This window comes from Bradyrhizobium sp. CB3481 (assembly GCF_029714305.1).
Lineage (GTDB): Bacteria > Pseudomonadota > Alphaproteobacteria > Rhizobiales > Xanthobacteraceae > Bradyrhizobium.
In genome coordinates this window covers 6,964,354-6,985,463 of the sequence record NZ_CP121647.1, presented here as the reverse complement: position 1 = coordinate 6,985,463, position 21,110 = coordinate 6,964,354, and the positions used below count along the sequence as shown (strand labels likewise).

The 21,110-nt window shown below is 63.2% G+C and carries 26 protein-coding genes; 14 read left to right on the top strand and 12 right to left on the bottom strand.

The window, feature by feature from the left end:
* Positions 1-14 precede the first annotated feature (14 nt).
* The 5 genes from QA643_RS33820 (at position 15) to QA643_RS33800 (ending at position 3,451) form a co-directional block, all read left to right on the top strand.
* On the top strand, positions 15-485 hold the full coding sequence (locus QA643_RS33820) for a chemotaxis protein CheW (RefSeq protein ID WP_283029982.1): 471 nt from the start codon (positions 15-17) through the stop codon (positions 483-485).
* Positions 486-541: 56 nt separating this feature from the next.
* The gene (locus QA643_RS33815) at positions 542-907 is read left to right on the top strand and encodes a response regulator (protein WP_283029981.1); all 366 of its coding nucleotides are present in this window, start codon (positions 542-544) and stop codon (positions 905-907) included.
* A gap of 83 nt (positions 908-990) precedes the next feature.
* Positions 991-2,160: a chemotaxis response regulator protein-glutamate methylesterase gene (locus tag QA643_RS33810; protein ID WP_283029980.1), complete on the top strand. Its 1,170-nt coding sequence runs from the start codon at positions 991-993 to the stop codon at positions 2,158-2,160.
* On the top strand, positions 2,157-3,035 hold the full coding sequence (locus QA643_RS33805) for a protein-glutamate O-methyltransferase CheR (protein ID WP_283029979.1): 879 nt from the start codon (positions 2,157-2,159) through the stop codon (positions 3,033-3,035). The genes QA643_RS33810 and QA643_RS33805 overlap by 4 nt, the downstream gene beginning before the upstream one ends.
* 62 nt (positions 3,036-3,097) lie before the next feature.
* Positions 3,098-3,451: a hypothetical protein gene (locus QA643_RS33800; RefSeq protein ID WP_283029978.1), complete on the top strand. Its 354-nt coding sequence runs from the start codon at positions 3,098-3,100 to the stop codon at positions 3,449-3,451.
* Between the two features lies 1 nt (position 3,452).
* Here the strand turns inward: QA643_RS33800 and QA643_RS33795 are convergent, their stop codons facing one another.
* The 4 genes from QA643_RS33795 to ctrA all read right to left on the bottom strand — a co-directional run bounded on the left by QA643_RS33795 (position 3,453) and on the right by ctrA (position 6,312).
* Entirely contained in the window at positions 3,453-4,610 is a 1,158-nt protein-coding gene (locus QA643_RS33795; RefSeq protein ID WP_283029977.1) for a glutathionylspermidine synthase family protein, read from the bottom strand.
* A 5-nt stretch (positions 4,611-4,615) separates the two neighbouring features.
* The gene (locus QA643_RS33790) at positions 4,616-5,035 is read right to left on the bottom strand and encodes a hypothetical protein (RefSeq protein WP_283029976.1); all 420 of its coding nucleotides are present in this window, start codon (positions 5,033-5,035) and stop codon (positions 4,616-4,618) included.
* Positions 5,036-5,051: 16 nt separating this feature from the next.
* Positions 5,052-5,456 (bottom strand): DUF350 domain-containing protein, encoded by a 405-nt coding sequence (locus QA643_RS33785; RefSeq protein ID WP_283029975.1) that lies wholly within the window; start codon positions 5,454-5,456, stop codon positions 5,052-5,054.
* A gap of 154 nt (positions 5,457-5,610) precedes the next feature.
* Complete coding sequence (ctrA, locus tag QA643_RS33780; RefSeq protein ID WP_016848562.1) at positions 5,611-6,312, bottom strand: response regulator transcription factor CtrA; 702 nt, start codon at positions 6,310-6,312, stop codon at positions 5,611-5,613.
* A 364-nt stretch (positions 6,313-6,676) separates the two neighbouring features.
* On the opposite strand from ctrA, the gene fliI reads away from it, so the two are divergent.
* The 4 genes from fliI (at position 6,677) to QA643_RS33760 (ending at position 10,225) form a co-directional block, all read left to right on the top strand.
* Positions 6,677-8,002 (top strand): flagellar protein export ATPase FliI, encoded by a 1,326-nt coding sequence (gene fliI, locus QA643_RS33775; RefSeq protein WP_283029974.1) that lies wholly within the window; start codon positions 6,677-6,679, stop codon positions 8,000-8,002.
* 109 nt (positions 8,003-8,111) lie between these two features.
* Positions 8,112-8,528 (top strand): flagellar export protein FliJ, encoded by a 417-nt coding sequence (gene fliJ, locus QA643_RS33770; RefSeq protein ID WP_057842912.1) that lies wholly within the window; start codon positions 8,112-8,114, stop codon positions 8,526-8,528.
* Between the two features lie 176 nt (positions 8,529-8,704).
* A complete protein-coding gene (locus QA643_RS33765; protein ID WP_283029973.1) occupies positions 8,705-9,250 on the top strand; it encodes a sigma-70 family RNA polymerase sigma factor in 546 nt (181 codons plus the stop codon).
* 18 nt (positions 9,251-9,268) lie between these two features.
* The gene (locus tag QA643_RS33760; protein ID WP_283029972.1) at positions 9,269-10,225 is read left to right on the top strand and encodes an anti-sigma factor; all 957 of its coding nucleotides are present in this window, start codon (positions 9,269-9,271) and stop codon (positions 10,223-10,225) included.
* A 305-nt stretch (positions 10,226-10,530) separates the two neighbouring features.
* On the opposite strand, the gene QA643_RS33755 is transcribed toward QA643_RS33760, so the two are convergent.
* The 5 genes from QA643_RS33755 to QA643_RS33735 form a co-directional block, all read right to left on the bottom strand.
* Positions 10,531-10,737, bottom strand: coding sequence for a hypothetical protein (locus QA643_RS33755; protein ID WP_283029971.1), 207 nt, complete (start codon positions 10,735-10,737; stop codon positions 10,531-10,533).
* 319 nt (positions 10,738-11,056) lie between these two features.
* The gene (gene flhA, locus QA643_RS33750) at positions 11,057-13,294 is read right to left on the bottom strand and encodes a flagellar biosynthesis protein FlhA (RefSeq protein ID WP_283029970.1); all 2,238 of its coding nucleotides are present in this window, start codon (positions 13,292-13,294) and stop codon (positions 11,057-11,059) included.
* 167 nt (positions 13,295-13,461) lie between these two features.
* Positions 13,462-14,352, bottom strand: a complete 891-nt coding sequence (locus QA643_RS33745; protein ID WP_283029969.1) for a tetratricopeptide repeat protein — start codon at positions 14,350-14,352, stop codon at positions 13,462-13,464.
* A gap of 203 nt (positions 14,353-14,555) precedes the next feature.
* Positions 14,556-15,821, bottom strand: coding sequence for a tetratricopeptide repeat protein (locus tag QA643_RS33740; RefSeq protein ID WP_283029968.1), 1,266 nt, complete (start codon positions 15,819-15,821; stop codon positions 14,556-14,558).
* Positions 15,818-16,141: a hypothetical protein gene (locus QA643_RS33735; RefSeq protein ID WP_283029967.1), complete on the bottom strand. Its 324-nt coding sequence runs from the start codon at positions 16,139-16,141 to the stop codon at positions 15,818-15,820. Before QA643_RS33735 ends, QA643_RS33740 begins: the two co-directional genes overlap by 4 nt.
* A gap of 522 nt (positions 16,142-16,663) precedes the next feature.
* On the opposite strand from QA643_RS33735, the gene QA643_RS33730 reads away from it, so the two are divergent.
* Complete coding sequence (locus QA643_RS33730) at positions 16,664-17,275, top strand: hypothetical protein (protein ID WP_283029966.1); 612 nt, start codon at positions 16,664-16,666, stop codon at positions 17,273-17,275.
* Between the two features lie 216 nt (positions 17,276-17,491).
* A complete protein-coding gene (locus QA643_RS33725; RefSeq protein WP_283029965.1) occupies positions 17,492-18,010 on the top strand; it encodes a hypothetical protein in 519 nt (172 codons plus the stop codon).
* Between the two features lie 89 nt (positions 18,011-18,099).
* On the opposite strand, the gene QA643_RS33720 is transcribed toward QA643_RS33725, so the two are convergent.
* From QA643_RS33720 to QA643_RS33710, 3 genes are all read right to left on the bottom strand, one after another.
* Complete coding sequence (locus QA643_RS33720; RefSeq protein ID WP_283029964.1) at positions 18,100-18,279, bottom strand: hypothetical protein; 180 nt, start codon at positions 18,277-18,279, stop codon at positions 18,100-18,102.
* A 182-nt stretch (positions 18,280-18,461) separates the two neighbouring features.
* Entirely contained in the window at positions 18,462-18,905 is a 444-nt protein-coding gene (locus QA643_RS33715) for a hypothetical protein (protein WP_283029963.1), read from the bottom strand.
* Entirely contained in the window at positions 18,902-19,090 is a 189-nt protein-coding gene (locus QA643_RS33710) for a hypothetical protein (RefSeq protein WP_283029962.1), read from the bottom strand. Before QA643_RS33710 ends, QA643_RS33715 begins: the two co-directional genes overlap by 4 nt.
* Before the next feature lie 355 nt (positions 19,091-19,445).
* Between QA643_RS33710 and QA643_RS33705 the strand changes: the two genes are divergently transcribed.
* The 3 genes from QA643_RS33705 (at position 19,446) to QA643_RS33695 (ending at position 21,058) form a co-directional block, all read left to right on the top strand.
* Positions 19,446-20,258: a dienelactone hydrolase family protein gene (locus tag QA643_RS33705; protein ID WP_283029961.1), complete on the top strand. Its 813-nt coding sequence runs from the start codon at positions 19,446-19,448 to the stop codon at positions 20,256-20,258.
* A 209-nt stretch (positions 20,259-20,467) separates the two neighbouring features.
* Positions 20,468-20,653 (top strand): hypothetical protein, encoded by a 186-nt coding sequence (locus QA643_RS33700; protein WP_283029960.1) that lies wholly within the window; start codon positions 20,468-20,470, stop codon positions 20,651-20,653.
* Positions 20,654-20,857: 204 nt separating this feature from the next.
* Positions 20,858-21,058 carry a hypothetical protein gene (locus QA643_RS33695; RefSeq protein ID WP_283029958.1) on the top strand — a complete coding sequence of 67 codons (201 nt, stop codon included), beginning with the start codon at positions 20,858-20,860 and terminating at the stop codon, positions 21,056-21,058.
* Positions 21,059-21,110: the final 52 nt, after the last annotated feature.

The following is a 21,110-nucleotide window of genomic DNA, read 5'->3' as shown; positions in this document are numbered from 1 at the left end:
AAGGAATAACGATCATGACAACCAAGACCGAGACCATCGAAGGCGCTGTGGTCGAGTACGTCACGGCCATGATTGGCGGGCAATTGTTCGGCCTGCCGATCTCGCGGGTGCAGGATGTGTTCATGCCGGAGCGGCTGACGCGGGTGCCGCTGGCATCGAGCGAGATCGCCGGCGTGCTCAACCTGCGCGGCCGCATCGTCACCGTGGTCGACATGCGGGCCCGGCTTGGCCTGCCCAGGAACGACGACGGCAAGCCGCCGATGGCGGTCGGCGTCGACCTGCGTGGCGAGTCCTACGGGCTCTTGATCGACCAGATCGGCGAGGTGCTGCGGCTGCCTGAAGCGAGCTGCGAGGAAAACCCTGTCAATCTCGACCCGCGCATGGCCAAGCTCGCCGGCGGCGTGCACCGTCTCGACGGTCAGTTGATGGTCGTGCTCGACGTCGATCGCGTTCTCGAACTCGCGCCCGACATGATGGCGGCGTGAAAATCGAACCTTGAGTGAAACATCCCTGTTGGGAACTGGTGCAAGTGGAGGCCCAAATGAAAACCTGTCTGGTCGTCGATGACTCCAGCGTCATCCGCAAGGTCGCGCGGCGAATTCTCGAAGGTCTCGACTTTCAGATCGTCGAAGCCGAGGACGGCGCGAAGGCGCTTGAAGTCTGCAAGCGCGCGATGCCCGAGGCCGTGCTGCTCGACTGGAACATGCCCGTAATGGACGGGTACGAGTTCCTCGGCAATCTGCGCCGTATGCCCGGTGGCGACGCCCCCAAGGTGGTGTTCTGCACCACCGAAAACGACGTCGCGCACATCGCACGCGCGCTGCATGCCGGGGCGAACGAGTACATCATGAAGCCGTTCGACAAGGACATCGTCACCGCGAAGTTCCAGGAAGTGGGCCTGCTCTGATCTCGCGCGTGTAGTCCCGGCGGCTCAACGGCCTTCGGCGTTGTTTTTGTAAGTGTGCCGCTTGAGTTGGGTCGGGTGAAGTAATGAGTGTTGCGTTAACGAGGTCTCCCCCACCAGTCTCGACACGGCAGGACAAGCTGCGTGTCATGGTGGTCGACGACTCCGTCGTGATTCGCGGCATGATCTCGCGATGGATCGGCGCCGAGCCCGACATGGAGGTCTCGGCCTCCTTGCGGACCGGCCTCGACGCCGTCAACCAGATCGAGCGCATCAAGCCCGACGTCGCCGTGCTCGATATCGAAATGCCGGAACTCGACGGCATTTCGGCGTTGCCGCAACTGCTGGCGAAAAAGCGCGACCTCGTCATCATCATGGCCTCGACGCTGACCCGCCGCAACGCGGAGATCAGCTTCAAGGCGCTGTCGCTCGGCGCGGCCGACTACATTCCGAAGCCGGAAAGCACGCGCGAGGCGACCGCCGCCGAGACCTTCCACCACGATCTGATCCAGAAGATACGGCATCTCGGCGCGCGGGCGCGCCGTCGTGCATCACCTGCCGCCAGTCCGTCTCCGGCGCCGGTCCCTGACCGGGTGCGCGAAGTTTCGCCGCAGCCCGCCGCGGCGCCGGTCGCACACCTGCCATTGGCGCGCCGTCCGTTCAGCATGCTGGCGCCGCGCGTGCTGCTGATCGGCTCGTCGACCGGCGGTCCGCAGGCCCTGATGACGCTGGTTGCCGACATCGGCCCGGTGATCGATCGTTTTCCGGTGCTGATCACCCAGCACATGCCGCCGACCTTCACCACGATTCTCGCCGAGCATCTGGGCCGCGCGAGCCGCCGGCCCGCGCATGAGGCGGTCGACGGCGAAGTGGTCAAGCCGGGCCGCATCTATCTTGCGCCGGGCGGCCGCCACATGCGCGTCGTGCGCCACGGCGCTGATGCGGCGATCGCGCTCGACGACGGGCCGCCGGTGAATTTCTGCAAGCCTGCGGTGGACCCGCTGTTCAACTCCGCCATCGACGTCTGGCAGGGCGGCATCATGTCGGTGATTCTCACCGGCATGGGCTCGGACGGCATGCGCGGCGGCAAGGAGATCGTCGCGGCTGGCGGCAGCGTGATTGCCCAGGACGAGGCGACAAGCGTGGTCTGGGGAATGCCGGGCGCGGCGGCCAATGCAGGTATCTGCGCGGCGGTCCTGCCACTTAATCAGATCGCGCCCAAACTGGTTCGGTTGTTTTCGGGAGATCGTTCGTGACGCCTTCAGACTATGAGTATCTGCGTAAGCTTCTGAAAGAGCGCTCCGGGCTCGATCTCTCTGCCGACAAGCAGTATCTGGTGGAAAGCCGGCTGCTGCCGCTCGCGCGCAAGGCGAGCCTGCCGGGCATTCCCGAACTCGTCGCCAAGATGAGAGGCGGTGCCGAAGCGGTGACGGCGGAGGTGGTCGAAGCCATGACCACCAACGAGACGTTCTTTTTCCGCGACAAGATTCCGTTCGATCATCTGCGCGAGACTATACTTCCGGCGATGGCGCAGGCGCGCGCCGCCCGCCGCTCCTTACGCATCTGGTGCGCGGCTTCCTCCACCGGGCAGGAGCCGTATTCAATCGCCATGTGCCTGAAGGAAGCCGGGCCGCTGCTGGCGGGCTGGCGCACCGAGATCGTCGCGACCGACCTGTCGCAGGCGGTGCTGGAGAAATCCAGGGCCGGCATCTTCAGCCAGTTCGAGGTGCAGCGCGGATTGCCGATTCAGCTGCTGGTGAAGTATTTCACCCAGAACGGCGAGCTCTGGCAGATCAATGCCGAGCTGCGCAGCATGGTGCAGCACCGTCAGCTCAATCTGCTGCAGGACTTCTCCCATCTCGGCGTGTTCGACATCATCTTCTGCCGCAACGTGCTGATCTATTTCGACCAGCCCACCAAGGCCAATATCTTCGAGCGGCTGTCCCGGATGATGGAGCCGGACGGCGTGCTGGCGCTGGGCGCGGCCGAATCCGTGGTCGGCATCACCAACACCTTCAAGCCCTATCCGGAGCGGCGCGGACTCTATCGTCCGAACATTGCGCCGGTGATACGGGTTGGGGCATCCACCATGGTGCCGCAAACCTTGAGGGCGGTTGCTTCGGCACTGTAAGAGGTCGTACGGCGATGCCCCGGGCCGCACTGGCGCTTCGCTCTTCCTGGCTGTCCGGACTCGTGCTGGCGTTTATCGGCTTTGCCGTATGGACGCTGTGTTCGCTTTGGCCGTGGCTGACGAATTCCCACGCGCCGTTTCGGATACGCGAGGCATGGGATATCCCCTTGTTCTGGCAAGTCGGCGTTCCCGTGATGTTGCTGGCGCAATTCGTCGGCGGAATGCTGTCCGAGGGCAGGCTTTTCGGGCAACCGCTTGGAATGCTCGGCGGATTGTGTGCCGGCATCATGCTTGTCCGCCCCGTGAGTGGCGATGCGGGGATGTTGCCGCTGGCGGCGATCCTGATGGGTGCTCCAGCCTATATCGGCCTGCTCGCGGCCGCAGCGCTCGGCCGGATGATCGCGAAACACATATAGGCTAAACGATCGCGTGCGGCAGGAAACGCGACGTGTTGCCGGTGATCGGGTTCACATCCTCGCGGATCGACATGCCGCATGGCGTGCCATCGACCAGCCAGCTTCCGAGCACCGCGTATTGGTCGGTGAAGCTTGGTAACGGCGCAAAGGCCTGGCGGATGAATCCCTCCGCACCATAGGGACCCTCTTGCTCCGCCAGCGTGGTGCCGGCACTGACGAGTGCGACATTGGCGCCCTCGCGCGAATAGAGCGGCTTGCGCACGAAGGAGGAGCCGAGCATGGACGCCTTCGGATCGTCCTCGAAATAGGCCGGCAGCAGATTGGGATGTTTTGGAAACATCTCCCACAGCAAGGGAAGGATGCCCTTGTTGGAGAGGATCGCCTTCCATGGCGGCTCGATCCAGCGCGTTGGCGCGGGCGCGATTTTTTCGCCGAAGCTGTCGTGGAACATCCATTCCCAGGGATAGAGCTTGAAGGCGAGCTTGATGACGGTGTCGTCGAGATCGACGAAGCGGCCGTTGCTATCGAGCCCGATGTCCTTGATGTCGAGCGGCGTGGTCTGCAATCCGGCCTGGCGCGCGGTGTCCTCCAGATAGGCCAGCGTGCCTGCGTCCTCGGGGTTATCGAGCATGCCGGCGAGATGAAGGCGCTTTCCGCCGCCATGCTTCTTCCAGGCCTCGATCAGGCGGTCGTGGATCGAATTGAACTGGTCGGCGCGCTTCGGGATGATGGCACGTTCCATCGCCTGCTCGAGCCAGGTCCATTGAAAGACCGCCGCTTCGAACAGCGAGGTCGGCGTATCCGCGTTGTATTCGAGGAGTTTTGCGGGGCTCCAGCCGTCATAGCTCAGGTCGAGGCGGCCATAGAGGCTGGGATCCCTGCGGCGCCAGCTCTCGGCGATCAGCGGCCAGAAGGCTTCAGGGATCTTCAACCGGCGCAGATATTTGTCATCCTTGACGACGCGGCCGACCAATTCGAGGCACATTGCATCGATCTCGCCGGTCGGTCCTTCGATCCGCCGCTCGATCTCGTTCAGCGTGAAGCCGTAATAGGCCCGCTCGTCCCAATAGCGTTCGCCATTGATGGTGTGAAAGACAAAGCCGACGCCTTCGGCGGTGGTGCGCCAGTCGTCGCGTTCGGGACACTCGATCCGCTGCATGAACGTTAGCCGCCCGAGAAGCCGATGGCATGCCCGAACGAGCCGAAGCCGCCGCGCTGCGCCGCGTGCGAGCCGGAATCGTAGGAGGAATGGCTCGACGAGGAACTGGAGGAGGAGTCGCTGCCGTAATAGCTGCTGCGCGACGACGATCCGGAGCCGCTGGAGCCGCTGCTGTGGCTCGAGGAAGAACTGCGCGAGGAGCATTCCGCCGCGTTCTGCGTCGGAGGCCCCGCATACGTATTCGATGGCTGCTCGCACGTGCGGCTCGGCATCAGCGTGTAGGCGGTGGTGCCGACGGCTAGCGTACCCATCAGCAATAAGGCGACGTGGCCCGAGCGCTTGGAGGGCGGCGGTAGGGGACGAGGCGAATCCGGCACCGAGGCCTGCTTGCGCTTGCCGAAGTCCTGGACTGGTTTGTCGCCCATATTCTCATCGCCCATGTCAGTACACCATGCAGGCGGCGTTCAGCGCGCCGGCGGCGAGCGAGGACAGCCCGAGCCAGATCGCCGCGGCGAGCTCGCCCGAGGCGATCCGCTCCGACAGCTTCGGAACTGGAACCCTGACGAGGTAATAGACGATGATCTGCACGATCAGCGCGATCGCTGCCCAGATCAGGCAATCCCAGACATTGGCCGAATGGGTGATGGCGCTGACCAGCGGCAGCACGAAGCCGATCAGGCTCAGCCCCAGCGCGATGGCCGCCGCCGGCTCGTTGGCGCGGATCAGATCGAACTCGTTATGCGCCGTGATGCGGGTATAGACGAAGAGATAGGCCACGACGGCAACGATGGCCGTGCAGAAATAGACCAGAAACGCCGGCAGCCCGGCAAGCGATTGCAGGATCATTGAACTCGCCCCAACTCGTGCGTTCCGGCAGGTTCGCACGATCTGTCAGTCGGTGCACCGGGGCGGGGGGTTCAATCCCAAACAAAAACCCCGCCGTTTCGGGCGGGGTCCAGTCGGGAGGAGTGAGCCGTGCGGCTCGCCGTAAACCCTGGTGTCAGGCGGGGATTCGCTCGTCCGCCTCGTGCGGCTCGCGCAGCACGTAGCCGCGGCCCCACACGGTCTCGATGAAGTTGCGGCCTTCGGAGGCGTTGGCCAGCTTCTTGCGCAGTTTGCAGATGAAGACATCGATGATCTTCAGCTCGGGCTCGTCCATGCCGCCATAGAGGTGGTTGAGGAACATTTCCTTGGTGAGAGTGGTTCCCTTGCGGAGCGAGAGCAGCTCCAGCATCTGGTATTCCTTGCCGGTCAGGTGCACGCGCTGGCCGCCGACCTCGACCGTCTTGGTGTCGAGATTGACCACGAGGTCGCCGGTCTGGATGACCGACTGGGCGTGACCCTTGGAACGGCGCACGATCGCGTGGATGCGAGCAACCAGTTCGTCCTTGTGGAAGGGTTTGGTCATGTAGTCGTCGGCGCCGACGCCGAGACCCTTGACCTTGTCCTCGATGCCGGCGAGACCGGAGAGGATCAGGATGGGAGTCTTGATCTTGGAGACCCGCAGCTGCTTGAGCACGTCGTAACCGGACATGTCGGGCAGATTGAGGTCGAGAAGAATAATGTCGTAGTCGTAAAGCTTGCCTAGATCGACGCCTTCTTCCCCGAGGTCCGTCGTATAGACGTTGAAACTCTCGGATTTCAGCATCAATTCGATCGACTGCGCGACGGCGCTGTCATCTTCTATCAGCAAAACGCGCATGCCAGTCCCCTTTAGTCCGCCGCTCCGGGCGTCAGGTCGGCCGCACTTGCGGCACTCAAAACGCCTTTAACAACTGATTCGGATCCTGACAGACATATGGTTAACAAAATCTGATTCCGGTTCGCAAGCTCTTTAAGTGCAATTTTTAGCGAATCGCCCTAAGATGTTGCTCGGAAGCAGCTTTTCTCCACAATGCCCACTCAGGTTCCAGATTAAGAGACGGGCCTAACCGACTCCCGCGTTTAGCCATCTTCTGATGGCAAGCGCTCTCAGTCACCAAAGACAGTGACGCAATGATTAATGATGCGGGTAAACACGAGGTTAAGCGCGGTTTCTTAAAGTGCGGAAACTTAAGGTTTCCGCAATGAAGGCCCTCGCGGAGCAGATCGGCGATATCGACGGCGTCAATATATATGGCCGTGTTGTGGGCGTTCGCGGCCTGATGGTCGAGATCGCCGGGCCGATCCATGCGATGTCGGTCGGCGCCCGCATCGTGATCGACACCGGTGGCAACCGTTTCATCCCCGCCGAGGTCATCGGCTTCTCCGGCAGCAACGCGGTGGTCATGCCGTTCGGCGGGCTCGACGGCGTCCGGCGCGGTTGCCGCGCGGTCATCGCCACGGCGGCCAGCCAGGTGCGGCCGTCGCCAGCCTGGCTCGGCCGCGTCATCAATGCCATGGGGGAGCCGATCGACGGCAAGGGCCCGCTGGTGCAGGGGCCATCGCCGATGCCCTATCGCAATGCGCCGCCGCCGGCGCATTCGCGCAAGCGCGTCGGCGCGCCGCTCGATCTCGGGGTGCGCGCGCTCAATACCTTCCTGACCTGCTGCCGCGGCCAGCGACTCGGCATCTTCGCCGGTTCCGGCGTCGGCAAATCGGTGCTGCTGTCGATGCTGGCACGCAATGTCGATGCCGACATTACTGTCATCGGCCTGATCGGCGAACGCGGCCGCGAGGTGCAGGAGTTCCTGCAGGAGGATCTCGGCGAGGAGGGTCTGGCGCGTTCCGTTGTGGTGGTCGCGACGTCGGACGAGCCGGCGCTGATGCGGCGGCAGGCGGCGTATCTGACGCTGGCGATATCAGAATATTTCCGCGACGAGGATAGGGACGTACTGTGCCTGATGGACTCGGTCACGCGCTTTGCGATGGCGCAGCGCGAGATCGGGCTGTCGGCCGGCGAGCCACCGACAGCCAAGGGCTACACGCCGACGGTGTTCACCGAGCTGCCGAAGCTGTTGGAGCGGGCGGGGCCCGGCACCGGCAGTGGAACCATCACCGGCATCTTCACGGTGCTGGTCGACGGCGACGATCATAACGAGCCGATTGCCGACGCGGTCCGCGGCATTCTGGACGGCCATATTGTGATGCAACGCTCGATTGCGGAGCGCGGACGGTTTCCCGCCATCAACATTCTCAAGTCGGTCTCTCGCACCATGCCGCGTGCGGCCGATCCGGCCTACTTGCCCGTACTCACGCGGGCCCGGCAGGTGATGGCGACCTACGCCGACATGGAAGAGCTGATCCGCCTGGGCGCCTACCGCGCGGGGTCCAGTCCGGAAGTCGACGAGGCCGTCAAGCTGCACGAGCCACTGGAAGCTTTTTTGCGCCAGGCCAAGGATGAGAAATCGACCCTCCATGACGGCTATCGCCAATTGGCGCTAATCCTCGGCAATTTGGAAACGGAACGCTAACTTTGTCAGGCCATCATCCCCGGCATACGATTAACGACGCCGGTGGGGCCCCCCGGGGGAGCCGGCTCCGTCCCGCGTTCAGATTGGGACTTCTGGGGAGTATGAGTCGATGAAGTCACGAGAAACGCTGATCCGCCTGAAGAAGTTTCAGGTCGACGAGAAGCGCCGAAGGGTTACCCAGATCGAAGGCATGATCGCCGACTTCCAGCGCATGTCGGTCGATCTCGAGCGCGAAATCCAGACCGAGCAGGAGCGGGCCGGCATCAACGATCCCTCCCACTTCGCCTATCCGACCTACGCCAAGGCCGCGATCCAGCGCCGCGAGAACCTGACCCGCTCCGCCGACGAACTGCGCATCCAGCTCGAAGACGCCAAGAGCCTGCTCAGCGAGGCGTTCGAGGAATTGAAGAAGGTCGAGCTGCTCGACGAGCGCGACCAGGCGCGCGAGCGCGCCGAGGAGAGCGCGAGGGAGCAGGCCGACATGGATTCGATTGGCCTGATGCGCGCCCGCCTGGGCGTCGCCTGACCCTACCGCCTTCATCCGCCAAAGACCGTAACCCGGGCCGCAAGGTCCGGGTTTTTCGTTTGCCAATGGGGCTGAAACGGGCGACTTGGTGCCTCCTGTGACGCAGGGTATGGTACGAAACTTCTCGACAGCTCCGGCGTAAGACGCGGGTGAATGATCGATTTGGGGGACACTGAATGCTGACGCCAGCGGAGCTGGTCTGGCTGATTGCCGCGGTGGCGAAGGGGGATCAGGCCGCTTTTGAGCGCCTTTACGGCGCCACGCGCGCGAAACTCTTCGGCGTCGTGCTCCGTATCTTGCGGCGTCAGGACCTTGCGGAGGAGGTCATTCAGGAAGCCTACGTCAAGATCTGGAACAGCGCCGGCCAGTTCAATCCGGCCCTGTCTTCGCCGATTACGTGGATGGCGTCGATCGCGCGCAACCGGGCGATCGACGTGGTGCGCAAGAAGAGCGAAAGCTCGATCGAGGAGGAGCCCGCCGCCATGGAAGTGGCGGCCGATTCGCCCGATCCCTTGGCGCGGCGCGAGATGACGGAAGAGTTGAAGCGGTTGCTGGAATGCGTCGGCCGTCTTGAGCCGGACCGGCAGAAGCTCGTGCTGCTCGCCTATTACAACGGCTGGAGCCGCGAACAGCTTGCCGCCAAGTTCGAGACGCCGGTGAATACGGTGAAGACGTGGCTGCGCCGCAGCATGATGGAAATAAGGGAGTGTCTCGGGCTGTAGCGGCCCGGATCTTGAACGATGGCCCATAGCGAAGACCATATCGCGCTCGCCGCGGAATACGCACTCGGCACCCTCGATGCCGACGAGCGCGCGCAGGTCGAGACCATGATGGCCGCAGATAGCGAATTCACCGCGATCGTCCACGCGTGGGAGCACCGGCTTGGTGTCCTCAATCAGATGGTCGGCTCGATCGAGCCGCGGCCGATCGTGTGGGAGAACATCAAGGCCGCGATCGGCCATTCGACCGAGCAACGCGCGCCGCGGGTGCTGCCCGAGACGCCGCCGGCTCCATCAGCGCCTGAGCCGCCGGCTGAACCTGTGGTGGCCCAGGCGCCGCCAGGTGCTGACGCGCCGCCAGCTGCTGAGGCGCCTGCAGCCGTCGCGCCGGCCCCCCCAACTGCGGCGCAGCCCACCGCTGACAATTCCAATATCATCCAATTGTCGGACGCCCGCGCCAGGCGCTGGCGCAATGTCGCTTCCATCGCTACCGCAGTCGCCGCGGCGCTGGTCGGCATCCTGGCGGTGCAGGTCTATCAGCCCGATCGGTTGCCCGAAGCGCTGCGGCCGAAGCCGCGCATCCAGACCGTCGAGGTGAAGGTACCGGCGCCGCCTCAGCTGGCCTCAGGGCAATATGTCGCGCTGTTGCAGCGCGACGCCGGCTCGCCCGCTTTCATCCTGACGATCGACGCCGCGACCAAGAATTTCACGGTCCGCAGAGTCGGCGCCGGCGCCGAGCCCGGCAAGAGCTTTGAGCTCTGGCTGATCTCCGACAAGCTGCCGCAACCGCGCTCGCTAGGCGTGATCGGCGGCAGCGATTTCACCGCGCGTCCCGTGCTAGCCGGCTACGACGCCGGCACGATCAACGCCGCGACCTATGCCGTCACCGTCGAGCAGGCCGGCGGCTCGCCGACGGGCCAGCCGACCTCGGCGCCGATCTATACCGGCAAGCTGATCGAGACCGTGCCGGCACGGTAGCGCTGGTGCCCACCCACTGAGGCTTCCCCTCATGGTAAGGAGCGCGCTCTTGCGCGCGTCTCGAACCATGAAGGCCTCTATCTCGCCCGCGGCCCATCCTTCGAGACGCAGGCTTCGCCCGCTCCTCGGGATGAGGTCGGTGGGTGCGCCACCGGACATCTGTTGTTCATCCCCCAAAAAGAAAACGCCCGTGGGGAGCGGGCGTTTTCGCAGTCAACTTGGGGGTAGTTGGGGTCTTAAATATCCACGTGGCGACTTTGGGGGGCTGTAAAGAGCCGCGTGAATTCCGTGAATTTCTGTCTCCTCTAGCGAACGATTGAGTTGCTTGAGCTGGTGATGACGACCGGCTTACCGGCCTTCATCACGCGCGTGCTCGCGGTCTGGGTGAGACCTTCATCCGAGCTGGTGCGCGCCGAGATGCTGAAACCGGCGACCACGATACCTGCCACGAGCGCCACGACCACGATCTTGAGATGGGTCGTGCGATCTGCGCTGTAGATCGAGTGGTTCATGGAAGTCTCCTGCCGCCTTCCCGCGTGTGGATTGGTGGAATGCCTCCACGGGCGGGTTCAACGTCTCGCGTGCTGAGAACGTAAGAATCCGGGCGTTCGTTCCAAATAGCCGATCACAAGGCGGTGAAAAGACTTGAACGGCCGCGATTAGCGGGTCACGTCCGGCGGTCGAAAATGAACAATTGTTTATGTGTTGCAATGCGTTATGGCGGCGATCGCGCCGGCGACCGGGGAAAGGGCCGATTTTCCCGATTTTAACAAAGCGGTTGCATGTGACGAAAAGGCCTCGGGATTTTCCGAAGGTGATTTGCCCCTTTCGTTACACGCTTCCGACGGTCTTGAGCCGCGCGCGCGGATGGATTTCGGCCTGCGACAGCACGGTGGTCTGCGAGCGGAAGCGCTCGACCAGCGAGCGGACAAACGGGCGGATCGCCGCCGAGGTGACCAGCACCGGCGCCTCGCCCTCGCGGGCGGCCTGTTCGAAGGCGTTGCGGACCGCGGTCATGAACTCGGAGAGCTTCGAGGGTTGCATGGCGAGGCTGCGCTCTTCGCCTTGGCCTACGATCGATTCCGCAAACGCCTGCTCCCAGCGCGCCGACAGCGCGATCAGGGGCAGGTAGCCGTTGTATGTGGTATTCTGTGCACAGATCTGGCGGGCGAGGCGGGCACGGACATGCTCGACCATGGTCGCCGGGTTGCGCGAGAAGGCGAGCGCATCGGCGATGCCTTCCAGGATGGTCGAGAGGTCGCGGATCGAGATGCGCTCGGCCAACAAGAGTTGGAGTACGCGCTGGATGCCTGATACCGTGACCTGGCTCGGCACGATGTCCTTGACCAGCTCGCCCTGTTCCTTCGGCAGGTCCTTGAGGAGCTTCTGCACCTCGCCATAGGACAGCAGGTCGCTCATGTTGTTCTTGAGCAGCTCGGTCAGATGGGTCGACAGCACGGTTGCAGCGTCGACCACGGTATAGCCCTTCAGCGAGGCCTCTTCCTTCAGCGCGGCGTCGACCCAGGTGGCGGGTAGGCCAAAGGTCGGCTCGACGGTGTGGATGCCGGGCACGCCGACCTGGTTGCCGGCGGGGTCCATGACCATGAACTGGTTCGGCCAAATCTTGCCCGAGCCGGCATCCACTTCCTTGATCTTGATGATGTAGGTGTTGGCTTCGAGTTGGACGTTGTCGAGGATGCGCACCGCCGGCATCACAAAGCCCATCTCGATCGCCAGCGAGCGGCGCAGCGCCTTGATCTGCTCGGTCAGGCGGTCGGTGCCGTCAGGGCCGTTGACCAGCGGCAGCAGCGCGTAACCGAGCTCGATCTTGAGGTCGTCGATCTTGAGCGCGGTGGCGATCGGCTCCTCGGCCGTCGCCTGGGCGGCTGCGGCGGCGGCATCGGGTGCGGCAGCGGCAGCCGCTTCCCGTGCCTTGACGACCTTGTTGTGGTTGCGCGCCTTCCAGGCCAGCGCGGCGGCGCCGCCGCCGAGCGCCAGGAAGGGCAGCATCGGAATTCCCGGCAAGAGCGCCAGCACCAGCATCACGCCGGCCGACATGCCGAGTGCCTGCGGATAGCCCGAGAGCTGCTTTATCAGCGCCTTGTCGGCGGCACCGGTGATGCCGGCCTTGGAGACGAGGAGGCCCGCCGCGGTCGAGACGATCAGCGCCGGTACCTGGGTGACGAGGCCGTCGCCGACGGTCAGCACGGTATAGGTGCGAGCGGCGTCGCCGAAGCTCATGCCCTGCTGCGCCACGCCGATGATGATGCCGCCGACGATGTTGATGAAAACGATCAAAAGGCCCGCGATGGCGTCGCCGCGGACGAATTTCGAGGCGCCGTCCATGGCGCCGAAGAAGCCGCTTTCGTCTTCCAGCGCCTTGCGCCGTTCCTTTGCGGTCTTTTCGTCGATCAGGCCGGCGGAGAGGTCGGCGTCGATCGCCATCTGCTTGCCGGGCATCGAGTCCAATTGGAAGCGGGCGGCGACTTCGGCGATGCGGCCCGAACCCTTGGTGATCACGACGAAGTTCACGATGACCAGGATCGCGAACACGATAATTCCGATCACGAAATTACCTGACATCACGAAATTGCCGAAGGCCTCGATGACGTGGCCGGCGGCCGCGGTGCCCTCATGGCCGTGCGAGAGGATCAGCCGGGTCGAGGCCATGTTCAGCGACAGCCGCAACATGGTCGAGATCAGCAGCACGGTCGGAAACGCCGAGAATTCGAGCGGCGCCTGGATGAACAGCGAGGTCATCAGGATCAGGATCGAGACCGTGATCGAGATCGCCAGGAACAGGTCGAGCACCAGCGAGGGCAGGGGCAGGATCAGGACGACCAGGATAACCAGGACGCCGAACGCCAGCGCCAGATCGCCGCGCTTCAAGATCTCGCCGATTTCGCCAAGGCTCGGAAATTTGGTGCTCGGGCCGGCGCCGCCCTGACCTGCCGTGACATCGACCATGGTAGCCGCATCCCCCCGCGACTGGCGCCCACGGGCGCCAAACGTCTTCGCGGCGGCCGACGGGCCGCCGGTTCGAAAGTGAGGCACCGCACTGGCGTCCACGGGGTTCCTCCCGTTTTACGCGGCCGACGACACTCGACTTCACCCGGCAATTTTTGCCCGGTGTATGGTTAGCAAAGGGTTAACGGGGGGGGGGCGCGCCACCGAGGGCATTCGGGTTTCCCGGCACCGCCGGGTCCGTCGGCTGAGAGCCGGGCCTGATCCCGCGGCTATCCCGGAATCGCGATGCCGCGGCCGCAGGCGTCGTTGATGAAGCAGGCCGTCAGCGCGTCGTCGAACTGGTCGGAACGCTTGCCGTCCAGGGCCAGGTCCGGGAAGCCGTGATTGCGAAGATAGATCTGCATTTGCAGAACGGCGCGCGGTCCGCCGAGCTTGATCATCATATCAAGATCGCGCTTTGCGTGCGCCACCTGTCCGGTTCGCGTCAGCGCAAGGGCCCGCTGTACATACAGATCGACCATATGGGGGAGGACGGACACGTCCCGTGGCTCTTCCGGCGGTCCCAGGATGGCGTTGAGATCATCGATCGCGCCGGCAAAGTCGCCGGATCGTCCGCGAATGACCGCGCGAAGCTGAAGCGCGATCATGTCAGGGCCGAGCGCCAGCACGGCGGAGGCATCGCGCACCGCGTCATCGGCCTTGCCCATTTGAGCGCGGATTCCGGCGCGCCGCAGCAGCGTTCTCGAGACGTCCGGCTCCAGCGCGATGGCGGCGTCCAAATCCTGTTCGGCCTCGGTCAACTTGCCAACGCGTGCGAGCACCGAGGCCCGGATCCAGAACGCATCCGCATTCCTGGGATCATTTCCCAGTGCCTTGCTCGCCTCGGCAAGGGCCCATTCGTCGTTCTGACCCTGAAGAGCGAAGGCCTTCGTGGCATGGGCATTGGAATTGTCCGGATCGAGCTGCAACACACGGTCCATGTCGGCGATGGCTTCGTCGAGCCGCCCCTGTATCTTGAGGCGTCCCCGCAGCAGCAGGGCGGCGCTGTTGCGCGGGTCATCCGCAATAGCCGTATCCAATTCGCCGATTGCGGCAGTGAGCCGCGGGATTGAAAGCAGTTCGCGGGCACGCGCGACCCGCGCCTGCGAGCGCTGCTCCAATGCGAGGGCGGTATCCACCAGCGGCGGATCGCATTCGCCTCGCATCATTGCCGCGATGCCGGCGCTGCATGTCGTGCCGCCGAAGCTTCTGATTGGGCCGGCGGTTCCAATGCGATCGGCCGCCAGGCAAGGCACGGTCAGCGCTCCCATCAGGATCGTGGCGAACGCAAGGTGAGACAGGATTCTTCCAGACATGTCCCGGCTCAATTGCAAGTCTTGTCGAGCATGCAGGCACGGATGGCATCTTCCAGCGCCGGCGTCATTTCGTTGGGGACTTCGCGCGATCGCCAGTAGCCGGCCTTCATCAGCGCCGGCATGGTCTCCTCAAGCACCGCCGGGCTGTTCATGACCGCATCGCGCATGTCAGCGACCGCGAGCTCGGTCTTGTCGAATTCCCGGTACATCCGCGCCCGCATGCGCAAGGCGGATGCAAAATGCGGGTCGAGCTTCAGCGCGCGGTCGAAGGCGGCGAATGCCGGCTCGTATTGGCGACGCAGGACATAGACCATGCCGCGGGCATGGAAGGCGCGCGAATCGTCCGAGCCGAGGGAGATCGCCTCATCGAGGTCTGACGCGGCATCCTGGTCGCGGCCGCGCTTGTAGGCGAGGTACTTGCCCCGCGCGGCCAATGACAGGGCGGAGCGGCTGTAGGTGATCGCCGCGGTGAGGTCCTGCTCGGCGCGATCGGGCCGGCCGAGCGCATCATGAACGTCGGCGCGGTGGTCCAGAGCAATGATATGGAAATCCAGCCGATCGCCCTTGCAGTCGAGATATCCCTGGCGATTGATCGCGGCGGGTGCCATTGCCACCAGTGCGTCGGCGTCCTTCAGGGCCTCGTCGAATTGCAGCCGTCGGACGCTGTTCTTGCTGCGGAACAGCAGCGCATAAGCCTCGTTCGGATCCGATTGCAGCGCCAGCGTGTAGTAGTGATGGGCCTGCTCCCGGTCGCCGGACATCTCCAACTGCGAGCCGACCATGCGAAGGACGTGAGCGTTAGATGGATTGAGCTTGAGTGCCTGTTGCAGAAACTTCACGCCTTCCTGCCAGCGTCTTGCGCGAAAGGCGATGTTGGCACGCGACGCGAACAGCTCTTCATTGGTCGGCGTCAGCGGGATCGCCGCATCATAGTCCTGGCGGGCGAGATTGAAACGCTTGGTGTTGTGATAGCCCTTGCCGCGGGTGAACAGCGCGCGTCCGCGATCGGCAGGCGACGTCGAGGCGTCGTCGATGATTTTCGAACAGGGCGCTATGACCTGCCCGGGTGCGGTCTCGACCAGCGCCAGCGAGCATGACGGCGCTTCAGCGGGCGTGTCCGCAACCGCAGCGCTGGTCCCTGCAAGCTCGGCTGCGGTCTCGACCAGCGCCGGCGAGCATGACGGCGTTTCAGCGAACGCGTCCGCGACGGCAGCACCGGTCGCTGCAAGGATGCAGGCGCCCACCAGCAGGCGCAGGCTGGAACGCCGCGTCATCGCAGCACCTGCTGCACTCGCTGCGCCGCGACCGAACCTGCTCGTGGGCAAATTTGCCGGGAGGAGGATCTGATCCTGGAAAGAGCGATCTCAAGGACCGGCCTCGCGGCCGCGGCCGCCGAGCGGAAACAGAAGTCGCTTTGTCCAACAGGGACGTCCGTCGCGACACTCATGCACGCGCGATCGTCCGGAATGCTGAGATTGCCCATGAGGAGGCAGTTGCCGCTGAAGTTTCGAAGCGGGTCGGCCGATGATGATTGATTCCAGATGGTCAGCACCGCCAGTGCGACGGCAGTTCGCGCGATCATTCCGCAGGTCATCGACAGACTCGTGTCATTGGCGACGAACGCGATTTACAATCAAAAGTTGACGGCTGCGCTAAGCCGAAAGCTCGATTTTTAACGATCGCGGACTTTCGCGGCAGACACGAATTCGGGTACCTCGCCGATCCGCGATGTGATGCAGCACGATGAGAGCTTTGCCGACCGCGCAAGAACGATCTGCTTCGCCGTCTTCCGCGTGACATCGTTGCTGTCAGCAACGTGACTTACCGAACTGCAATGACCGATCGAGCCGCAATCTCGTTTGCGGAGCCAGAATGAATCCGCCGCCTTGCCAGATTTGAGCCGCATTGTGAACGATGTCGCGGCCAAAGCTCGTGCGGCGTGGGGCGCAACGCTGGAGTTTCCATGTCGGGTCATTTGCGATTGTGCATCGCCGCCTTCGTCCTTCTCACAAGCCTTCCGACTTCTGCGTCTTCGAGTCCTCTTGCCGAAATGTTCGGTGCCTCTCCTCCCCAGACAGCCGCTGAGCCCGCTCCGGCAGAAAAGGAAAGGGAGTGCTTGCCGCGGCCCGGTACGTCGACGGCGGACGGTCAACGCTGGGTCTATCGCACTGAGGGAGGCCGCAAATGCTGGTTCCAGGCAGCCGAGGGGACCGCGACGGTGAAGCAGGTTCGTGATCGTGTTCGCACCGCGAAAGCTCGGGTCGCTGCCGCGGAGAACGAGGACACGCGGCGCAAGCGGGAGGCGGTCATGGATGCGCGCGCCGAGATGCTGCGCTCCGCGCCGGCGGAAATGTCTGAGCCGACCCGGCCGGCGCCCGAGTTCAAGGTGGTTGACGTTGCTCCCGGTCAGGCCCCGGGCGCTGCGGCTTTCGTGCCGGCGGCACCCGTCGCAGTCGCCAACCAGGCGACCGACCAACCCGCGCCTGACCAGCCCACGCCGCGCCAGCTCGACGAGAAGACGCTTCTGGCAGCCGCACCGGCCCCAAGCGACGCTGTTGCCGTCTCCGTGCCTCCGGCCGCGCCGGTCGTCTCTCCAATCGCCGAGGCGGCCGATGACCGGCCGGGCTGGACGGCTACCTGGCTTGGCGTGCTGTTGGTGGCGCTGGGACTCGCCTTCGTCTTGGGCTCGAGCCGAACTGTTCGAGAAGCCGTGCTGTTGCGCGATTGACGCGGGAACGAAATTGATGGCCGTCGGCGAACGCCGGAGTCGATCCTTCGGCGGCGCCCTTCATTCAACATCTGCATTCAACATCTGCATTCAACATCTGCGCGCGCGCATCCGGGCCGGCGTTAACCCTGCCGGCAAACGGGCGGTGAGCCGCCGCCAAGCTGCCGCATTCGATCGGAGAATTTTCACCGACACTGAACCAGCCGGAGAAGCATCATGCTCAGAATGATGTTGGTGGGCCTCCTCATCCCGTTGGGGGTAGGAGTGCTGGCGACGATGGAACTCAGAGCTTCAGTGCGTACTGCAGCCGTGGCCGTCCAGCCCGTTGCCGAGACGACGGTAGGCATTTCCGATTCACATGTTGCGCCAACACGCGCTGACCGGATTGAAACTGCCGCTGCGAGCAGCGAGACACCGGCGCAGGCTGCACCGGTCGAGGAACAGCCAGCGCTGGTTGACGCAGGCACTTCTTCGGAAGACATCAGTGTCGGTTCTTCGGAGCCCCCGAGCGTGATCGTCCGCCATCGGCACGATTCCAAGCCCAAGAACGCCGCCGCTGCCCGTCCGAAGAAGGTCAATGCCGCCTACCGTCCTCAGTCGAAGCGAAAGATCGCCGTTATCAAGCGCGTCACCGTTCCAGAGCGGCGAAAGGCGGCCAGCAATACCGAGTCCTGTCGGCTGAGTGCGTTTGGCGGGTTGCGCAAGGCCTTGAATTCAGCCGATTGCGAAATCTGAGCATCGGAACGGCTCGGGTGCTTCTCACTCGAATTGTCTTCAGAACTTTGAGAGCAAGGCCGGCCTCAGCCCAACTCCAACGGCTGCGGTCACTGCTCTTCAATCCAACTCGTTTTTTCACAACTGAGGCAGCGCAGGAAGCGAACGTTCTTGCCTTGGCGGCTGTCCAGAATCTCAATGGGCCGCGCGGTGCCGCCGCAATGATTACACGTATGATGATGAGGCGGCTGGTGCCGCCCGGCCTCACTCTCACGCAACCAATCACTCACGGCACCCTCCTCTAAAGGGCGACACTCACGTAAGACCCAAACACCCGTTTCAGCACGCGCCGAGTAACTATTGATCAAAGACAGCCGTTGTCATGGGAACAGCAGACGACCGGATCAAATCAGCGTCCAAGTTCAGCGACAGACCTCGTTAGGAAGAAACGGCGAAGCCAGAGGTCGGCCTATTAGCGGTCCAACAGCCAGATTCGTGCGCTCCACAGCGCATCGAAGGTGTCGGGAATGTAGTTCGGTGCCCGTGCCAGCACGGCCTCTTCCGGCACCCAGGGCTGCACGGCTTCCTTCGGCGACCACGCTTGTGCATCCAGTGGACTGCGGCGCTTCGCCGAGATCGCGTCGACAACATGCTTGCGCGAGGGCTGCGAAGAATCCTTGGGCAATACCTCCACTGAAGCGGTCTTCGGCCATTCCAGCAAGGCTTTCGAAAGTCCTGGCTTGCCTTCGTACCAACACTTGCGCCCATCGATCAGACGATAGGACCACCATTTGCCGTTCTGGCTGGACGGCATCGCGGCGCTGCATTGTTGTTTTGCTTCTACCTCGGGCATTCCCAACAACAACAGCGCAGCAACGGAAGCCGTCAGAGTCGTTGATGAAAGCTGCTTGGTCATTTGAGCGCCCCCGAGCAACCACGTTGCTGCAAGCGACTCACTGCCGCCATCACATCGGGGCGTTCTAGAACCTCTACGAGTTTGTCGAGGATGCGCTCATTGTTCTGGGGACGGGGTTGCAGATATTCTTCAAGGATCAGTTGCGCCTCGCCAATCGCGGCAATAGCCAATTGTTGGTCGGTCATACGCGTTACTCACCGATCGCCCCGATAAAACAAGAGAGCCAAATCAAGGCTGGATTCGGGTTTGTCCCCGTTTTTCAGCAAAATCCCATCAAATTTTGGTGTAGTTCCGCCGCCGGGGGAATAGTTCCGTCTTTCATTAAGTGGTTGGTCTGCTTGAGTTTCTATCCGGGAGGATCAAAGTCGCGGGAACTTGCTTGGTGCCATCGCACCGTCTTGCTGCAGCCGTAATCTGGACACCGCCCGACGGTGCGAATTCGAACGCGTATCATCCACGAGATCGGCAAGCAGCGCCGCAAGGAAGGAATGCTTCACTGAAAATAAGGGAGCGCGGCATTTGCGCAGGCGTGCTTTGCGAATGCTGATCGTTGGCTGCGCCATAGGCGCGCTGACGGCTAATGCACGAGCTGCATCCCTGCAACGCGTCGAGTTCGCCAACGCTTCTCAGCGGCTCCTTTCCGGCAACGTCATCGAAGGCGAGCGCATCGAGGGTTATCTGGCGAGGCCGGATGGGGCGGGTCCTTTTCCCGCCGTCGTCGTCCTGCATGGCTGCGCCGGCATGCATGACACGACAAGGCAAAAGCTGACCGATGATCTTGTCGGCCGCGGCTATGTCGTCCTGCTGGTCGACAGCTATGCGACGCGCCGCATCGTTGAGGCCTGCACCTTAACCGCGTTTGCCACCTTCCTGAAACGCAGGCCGGATGCCTATGGGGCACTGCTCTTCCTGGGCGGCCAGGCTTTCGTCGATCCGCAACGCGTGGCGGTGGTCGGCTTCTCGGCGGGCGCTCGCGTGACCCTCTCGGTGGCGGGGCCGAATTCGTTCGAACTGTTCCTTCCGCCAAGCGAGTTGCGGTTCCGCGCAGCCGCAGCGTTTTATCCGCCATGCAAGGATCCATGGACCGCGCGCCCGGCAATCCCGACGCTCATCTTCATCGGCGCCCTCGACGATTGGACGCCGGCAGCGGGCTGCACCGACAAGGTCGCGAGCTGGGGCAAGGACGGGCCGCCGATCGAGCTGATCGTCTATCCCGGCGTGTATCACGGATTCTATTACCTGCACCTGCAGCCCGGCAGGACCATGTTCGATCACTGGCTGGAATACAATGGCGAGGCGGCCGATGATGCAAGCCGCCGCCTGCAGCAGTTTCTCGATCGCCATCTCAAATGAAGGCATGCCGCGGCGAGCAGGCAGGGATGCCTGCGCGCTGTCGCGAGCCACGGTAGCTCGGCCTTCAGCAAGCCGCGCGCTGACAACTTTGTGACTCCTGGCTGCGTGACCTACTTCACTGAATTTACCGGCCATTAAGCAAGAATGGAGCAACGCTGGAACGAAGCAATTCGTTTCAAATTATTCCGGACAATTGAGGGCTGGGGTTCATGAGCAAGCTCGAACATCTTTTGCAGCAGGCGGCCCGCGCCGAGCGGCTCTCGAAGGCCATTCTCGACACGCTGACGGTCGAACGGCTTCAGCTCTTCGCAAGCCAATGCCGCGCGCAAGCCAAAACGCTGGAGATCGAGCAGCAAACGGGCAGCCCATCGCAACAGGTCCGCTCCGCCGCTTAGCGCGCGTCGTCATTGCCTGATGCAGATGAATGGGAGCTATGCCGACAGATCTTCGGCAGGAACACTCGCATCGAGATTTGGTTGCAATCCCGCGAGCGGCTCGAATCGAGAACGGTAAGTATTGTTGGGTATCGGAACTCTGCAATCGTCTTGCACTACCTGGTTCGAGCACATGGACAATGCGAACCGGGCTAGTGCGTCGAAATGAAGATTGGCAAATGGTATGACCCTATTTCGGAACGGTGGTTCGTGCCGCGTGAAGCCGTTTCGTTTTCCGACAACTCATCGGCCGCGCAGCCGCCGAGCCCGGAGCGGGTAGTGGAAATCCACAGAAAGGCAGAAGCGCAACGCACCGAGGCGCAGCGCATTTGGCAGCTTTTGGTGGAAAGTTGCGCGCATCGATAAGCGCGTCCACAATCTACCAATCCTCGCGGAAGATCAGCGGGTCGCATGGGCG

Excerpts from the sequence above, each read along its gene's own strand:
- QA643_RS33820 (WP_283029982.1), top strand. The coding sequence starts at position 15 with ATGACAACCAAGACCGAGACCATCGAAGGCGCTGTGGTCGAGTACGTC.
- QA643_RS33765 (WP_283029973.1), top strand. The coding sequence starts at position 8,705 with ATGCTGACGCCAGCGGAGCTGGTCTGGCTGATTGCCGCGGTGGCGAAG.
- QA643_RS33790 (WP_283029976.1), bottom strand. The coding sequence starts at position 5,035 with ATGGGCGACAAACCAGTCCAGGACTTCGGCAAGCGCAAGCAGGCCTCG.
- QA643_RS33810 (WP_283029980.1), top strand. The coding sequence starts at position 991 with ATGAGTGTTGCGTTAACGAGGTCTCCCCCACCAGTCTCGACACGGCAG.
- QA643_RS33735 (WP_283029967.1), bottom strand. The coding sequence starts at position 16,141 with ATGACCTGCGGAATGATCGCGCGAACTGCCGTCGCACTGGCGGTGCTG.
- QA643_RS33795 (WP_283029977.1), bottom strand. The coding sequence starts at position 4,610 with ATGCAGCGGATCGAGTGTCCCGAACGCGACGACTGGCGCACCACCGCC.
- QA643_RS33815 (WP_283029981.1), top strand. The coding sequence starts at position 542 with ATGAAAACCTGTCTGGTCGTCGATGACTCCAGCGTCATCCGCAAGGTC.
- QA643_RS33755 (WP_283029971.1), bottom strand. The coding sequence starts at position 10,737 with ATGAACCACTCGATCTACAGCGCAGATCGCACGACCCATCTCAAGATC.
- QA643_RS33705 (WP_283029961.1), top strand. The coding sequence starts at position 19,446 with ATGCTGATCGTTGGCTGCGCCATAGGCGCGCTGACGGCTAATGCACGA.
- QA643_RS33710 (WP_283029962.1), bottom strand. The coding sequence starts at position 19,090 with ATGACCGACCAACAATTGGCTATTGCCGCGATTGGCGAGGCGCAACTG.
- QA643_RS33740 (WP_283029968.1), bottom strand. The coding sequence starts at position 15,821 with ATGACGCGGCGTTCCAGCCTGCGCCTGCTGGTGGGCGCCTGCATCCTT.
- QA643_RS33715 (WP_283029963.1), bottom strand. The coding sequence starts at position 18,905 with ATGACCAAGCAGCTTTCATCAACGACTCTGACGGCTTCCGTTGCTGCG.
- QA643_RS33725 (WP_283029965.1), top strand. The coding sequence starts at position 17,492 with ATGCTCAGAATGATGTTGGTGGGCCTCCTCATCCCGTTGGGGGTAGGA.
- fliI (WP_283029974.1), top strand. The coding sequence starts at position 6,677 with ATGAAGGCCCTCGCGGAGCAGATCGGCGATATCGACGGCGTCAATATA.
- QA643_RS33785 (WP_283029975.1), bottom strand. The coding sequence starts at position 5,456 with ATGATCCTGCAATCGCTTGCCGGGCTGCCGGCGTTTCTGGTCTATTTC.
- fliJ (WP_057842912.1), top strand. The coding sequence starts at position 8,112 with ATGAAGTCACGAGAAACGCTGATCCGCCTGAAGAAGTTTCAGGTCGAC.
- QA643_RS33760 (WP_283029972.1), top strand. The coding sequence starts at position 9,269 with ATGGCCCATAGCGAAGACCATATCGCGCTCGCCGCGGAATACGCACTC.
- ctrA (WP_016848562.1), bottom strand. The coding sequence starts at position 6,312 with ATGCGCGTTTTGCTGATAGAAGATGACAGCGCCGTCGCGCAGTCGATC.
- QA643_RS33700 (WP_283029960.1), top strand. The coding sequence starts at position 20,468 with ATGAGCAAGCTCGAACATCTTTTGCAGCAGGCGGCCCGCGCCGAGCGG.
- QA643_RS33695 (WP_283029958.1), top strand. The coding sequence starts at position 20,858 with ATGAAGATTGGCAAATGGTATGACCCTATTTCGGAACGGTGGTTCGTG.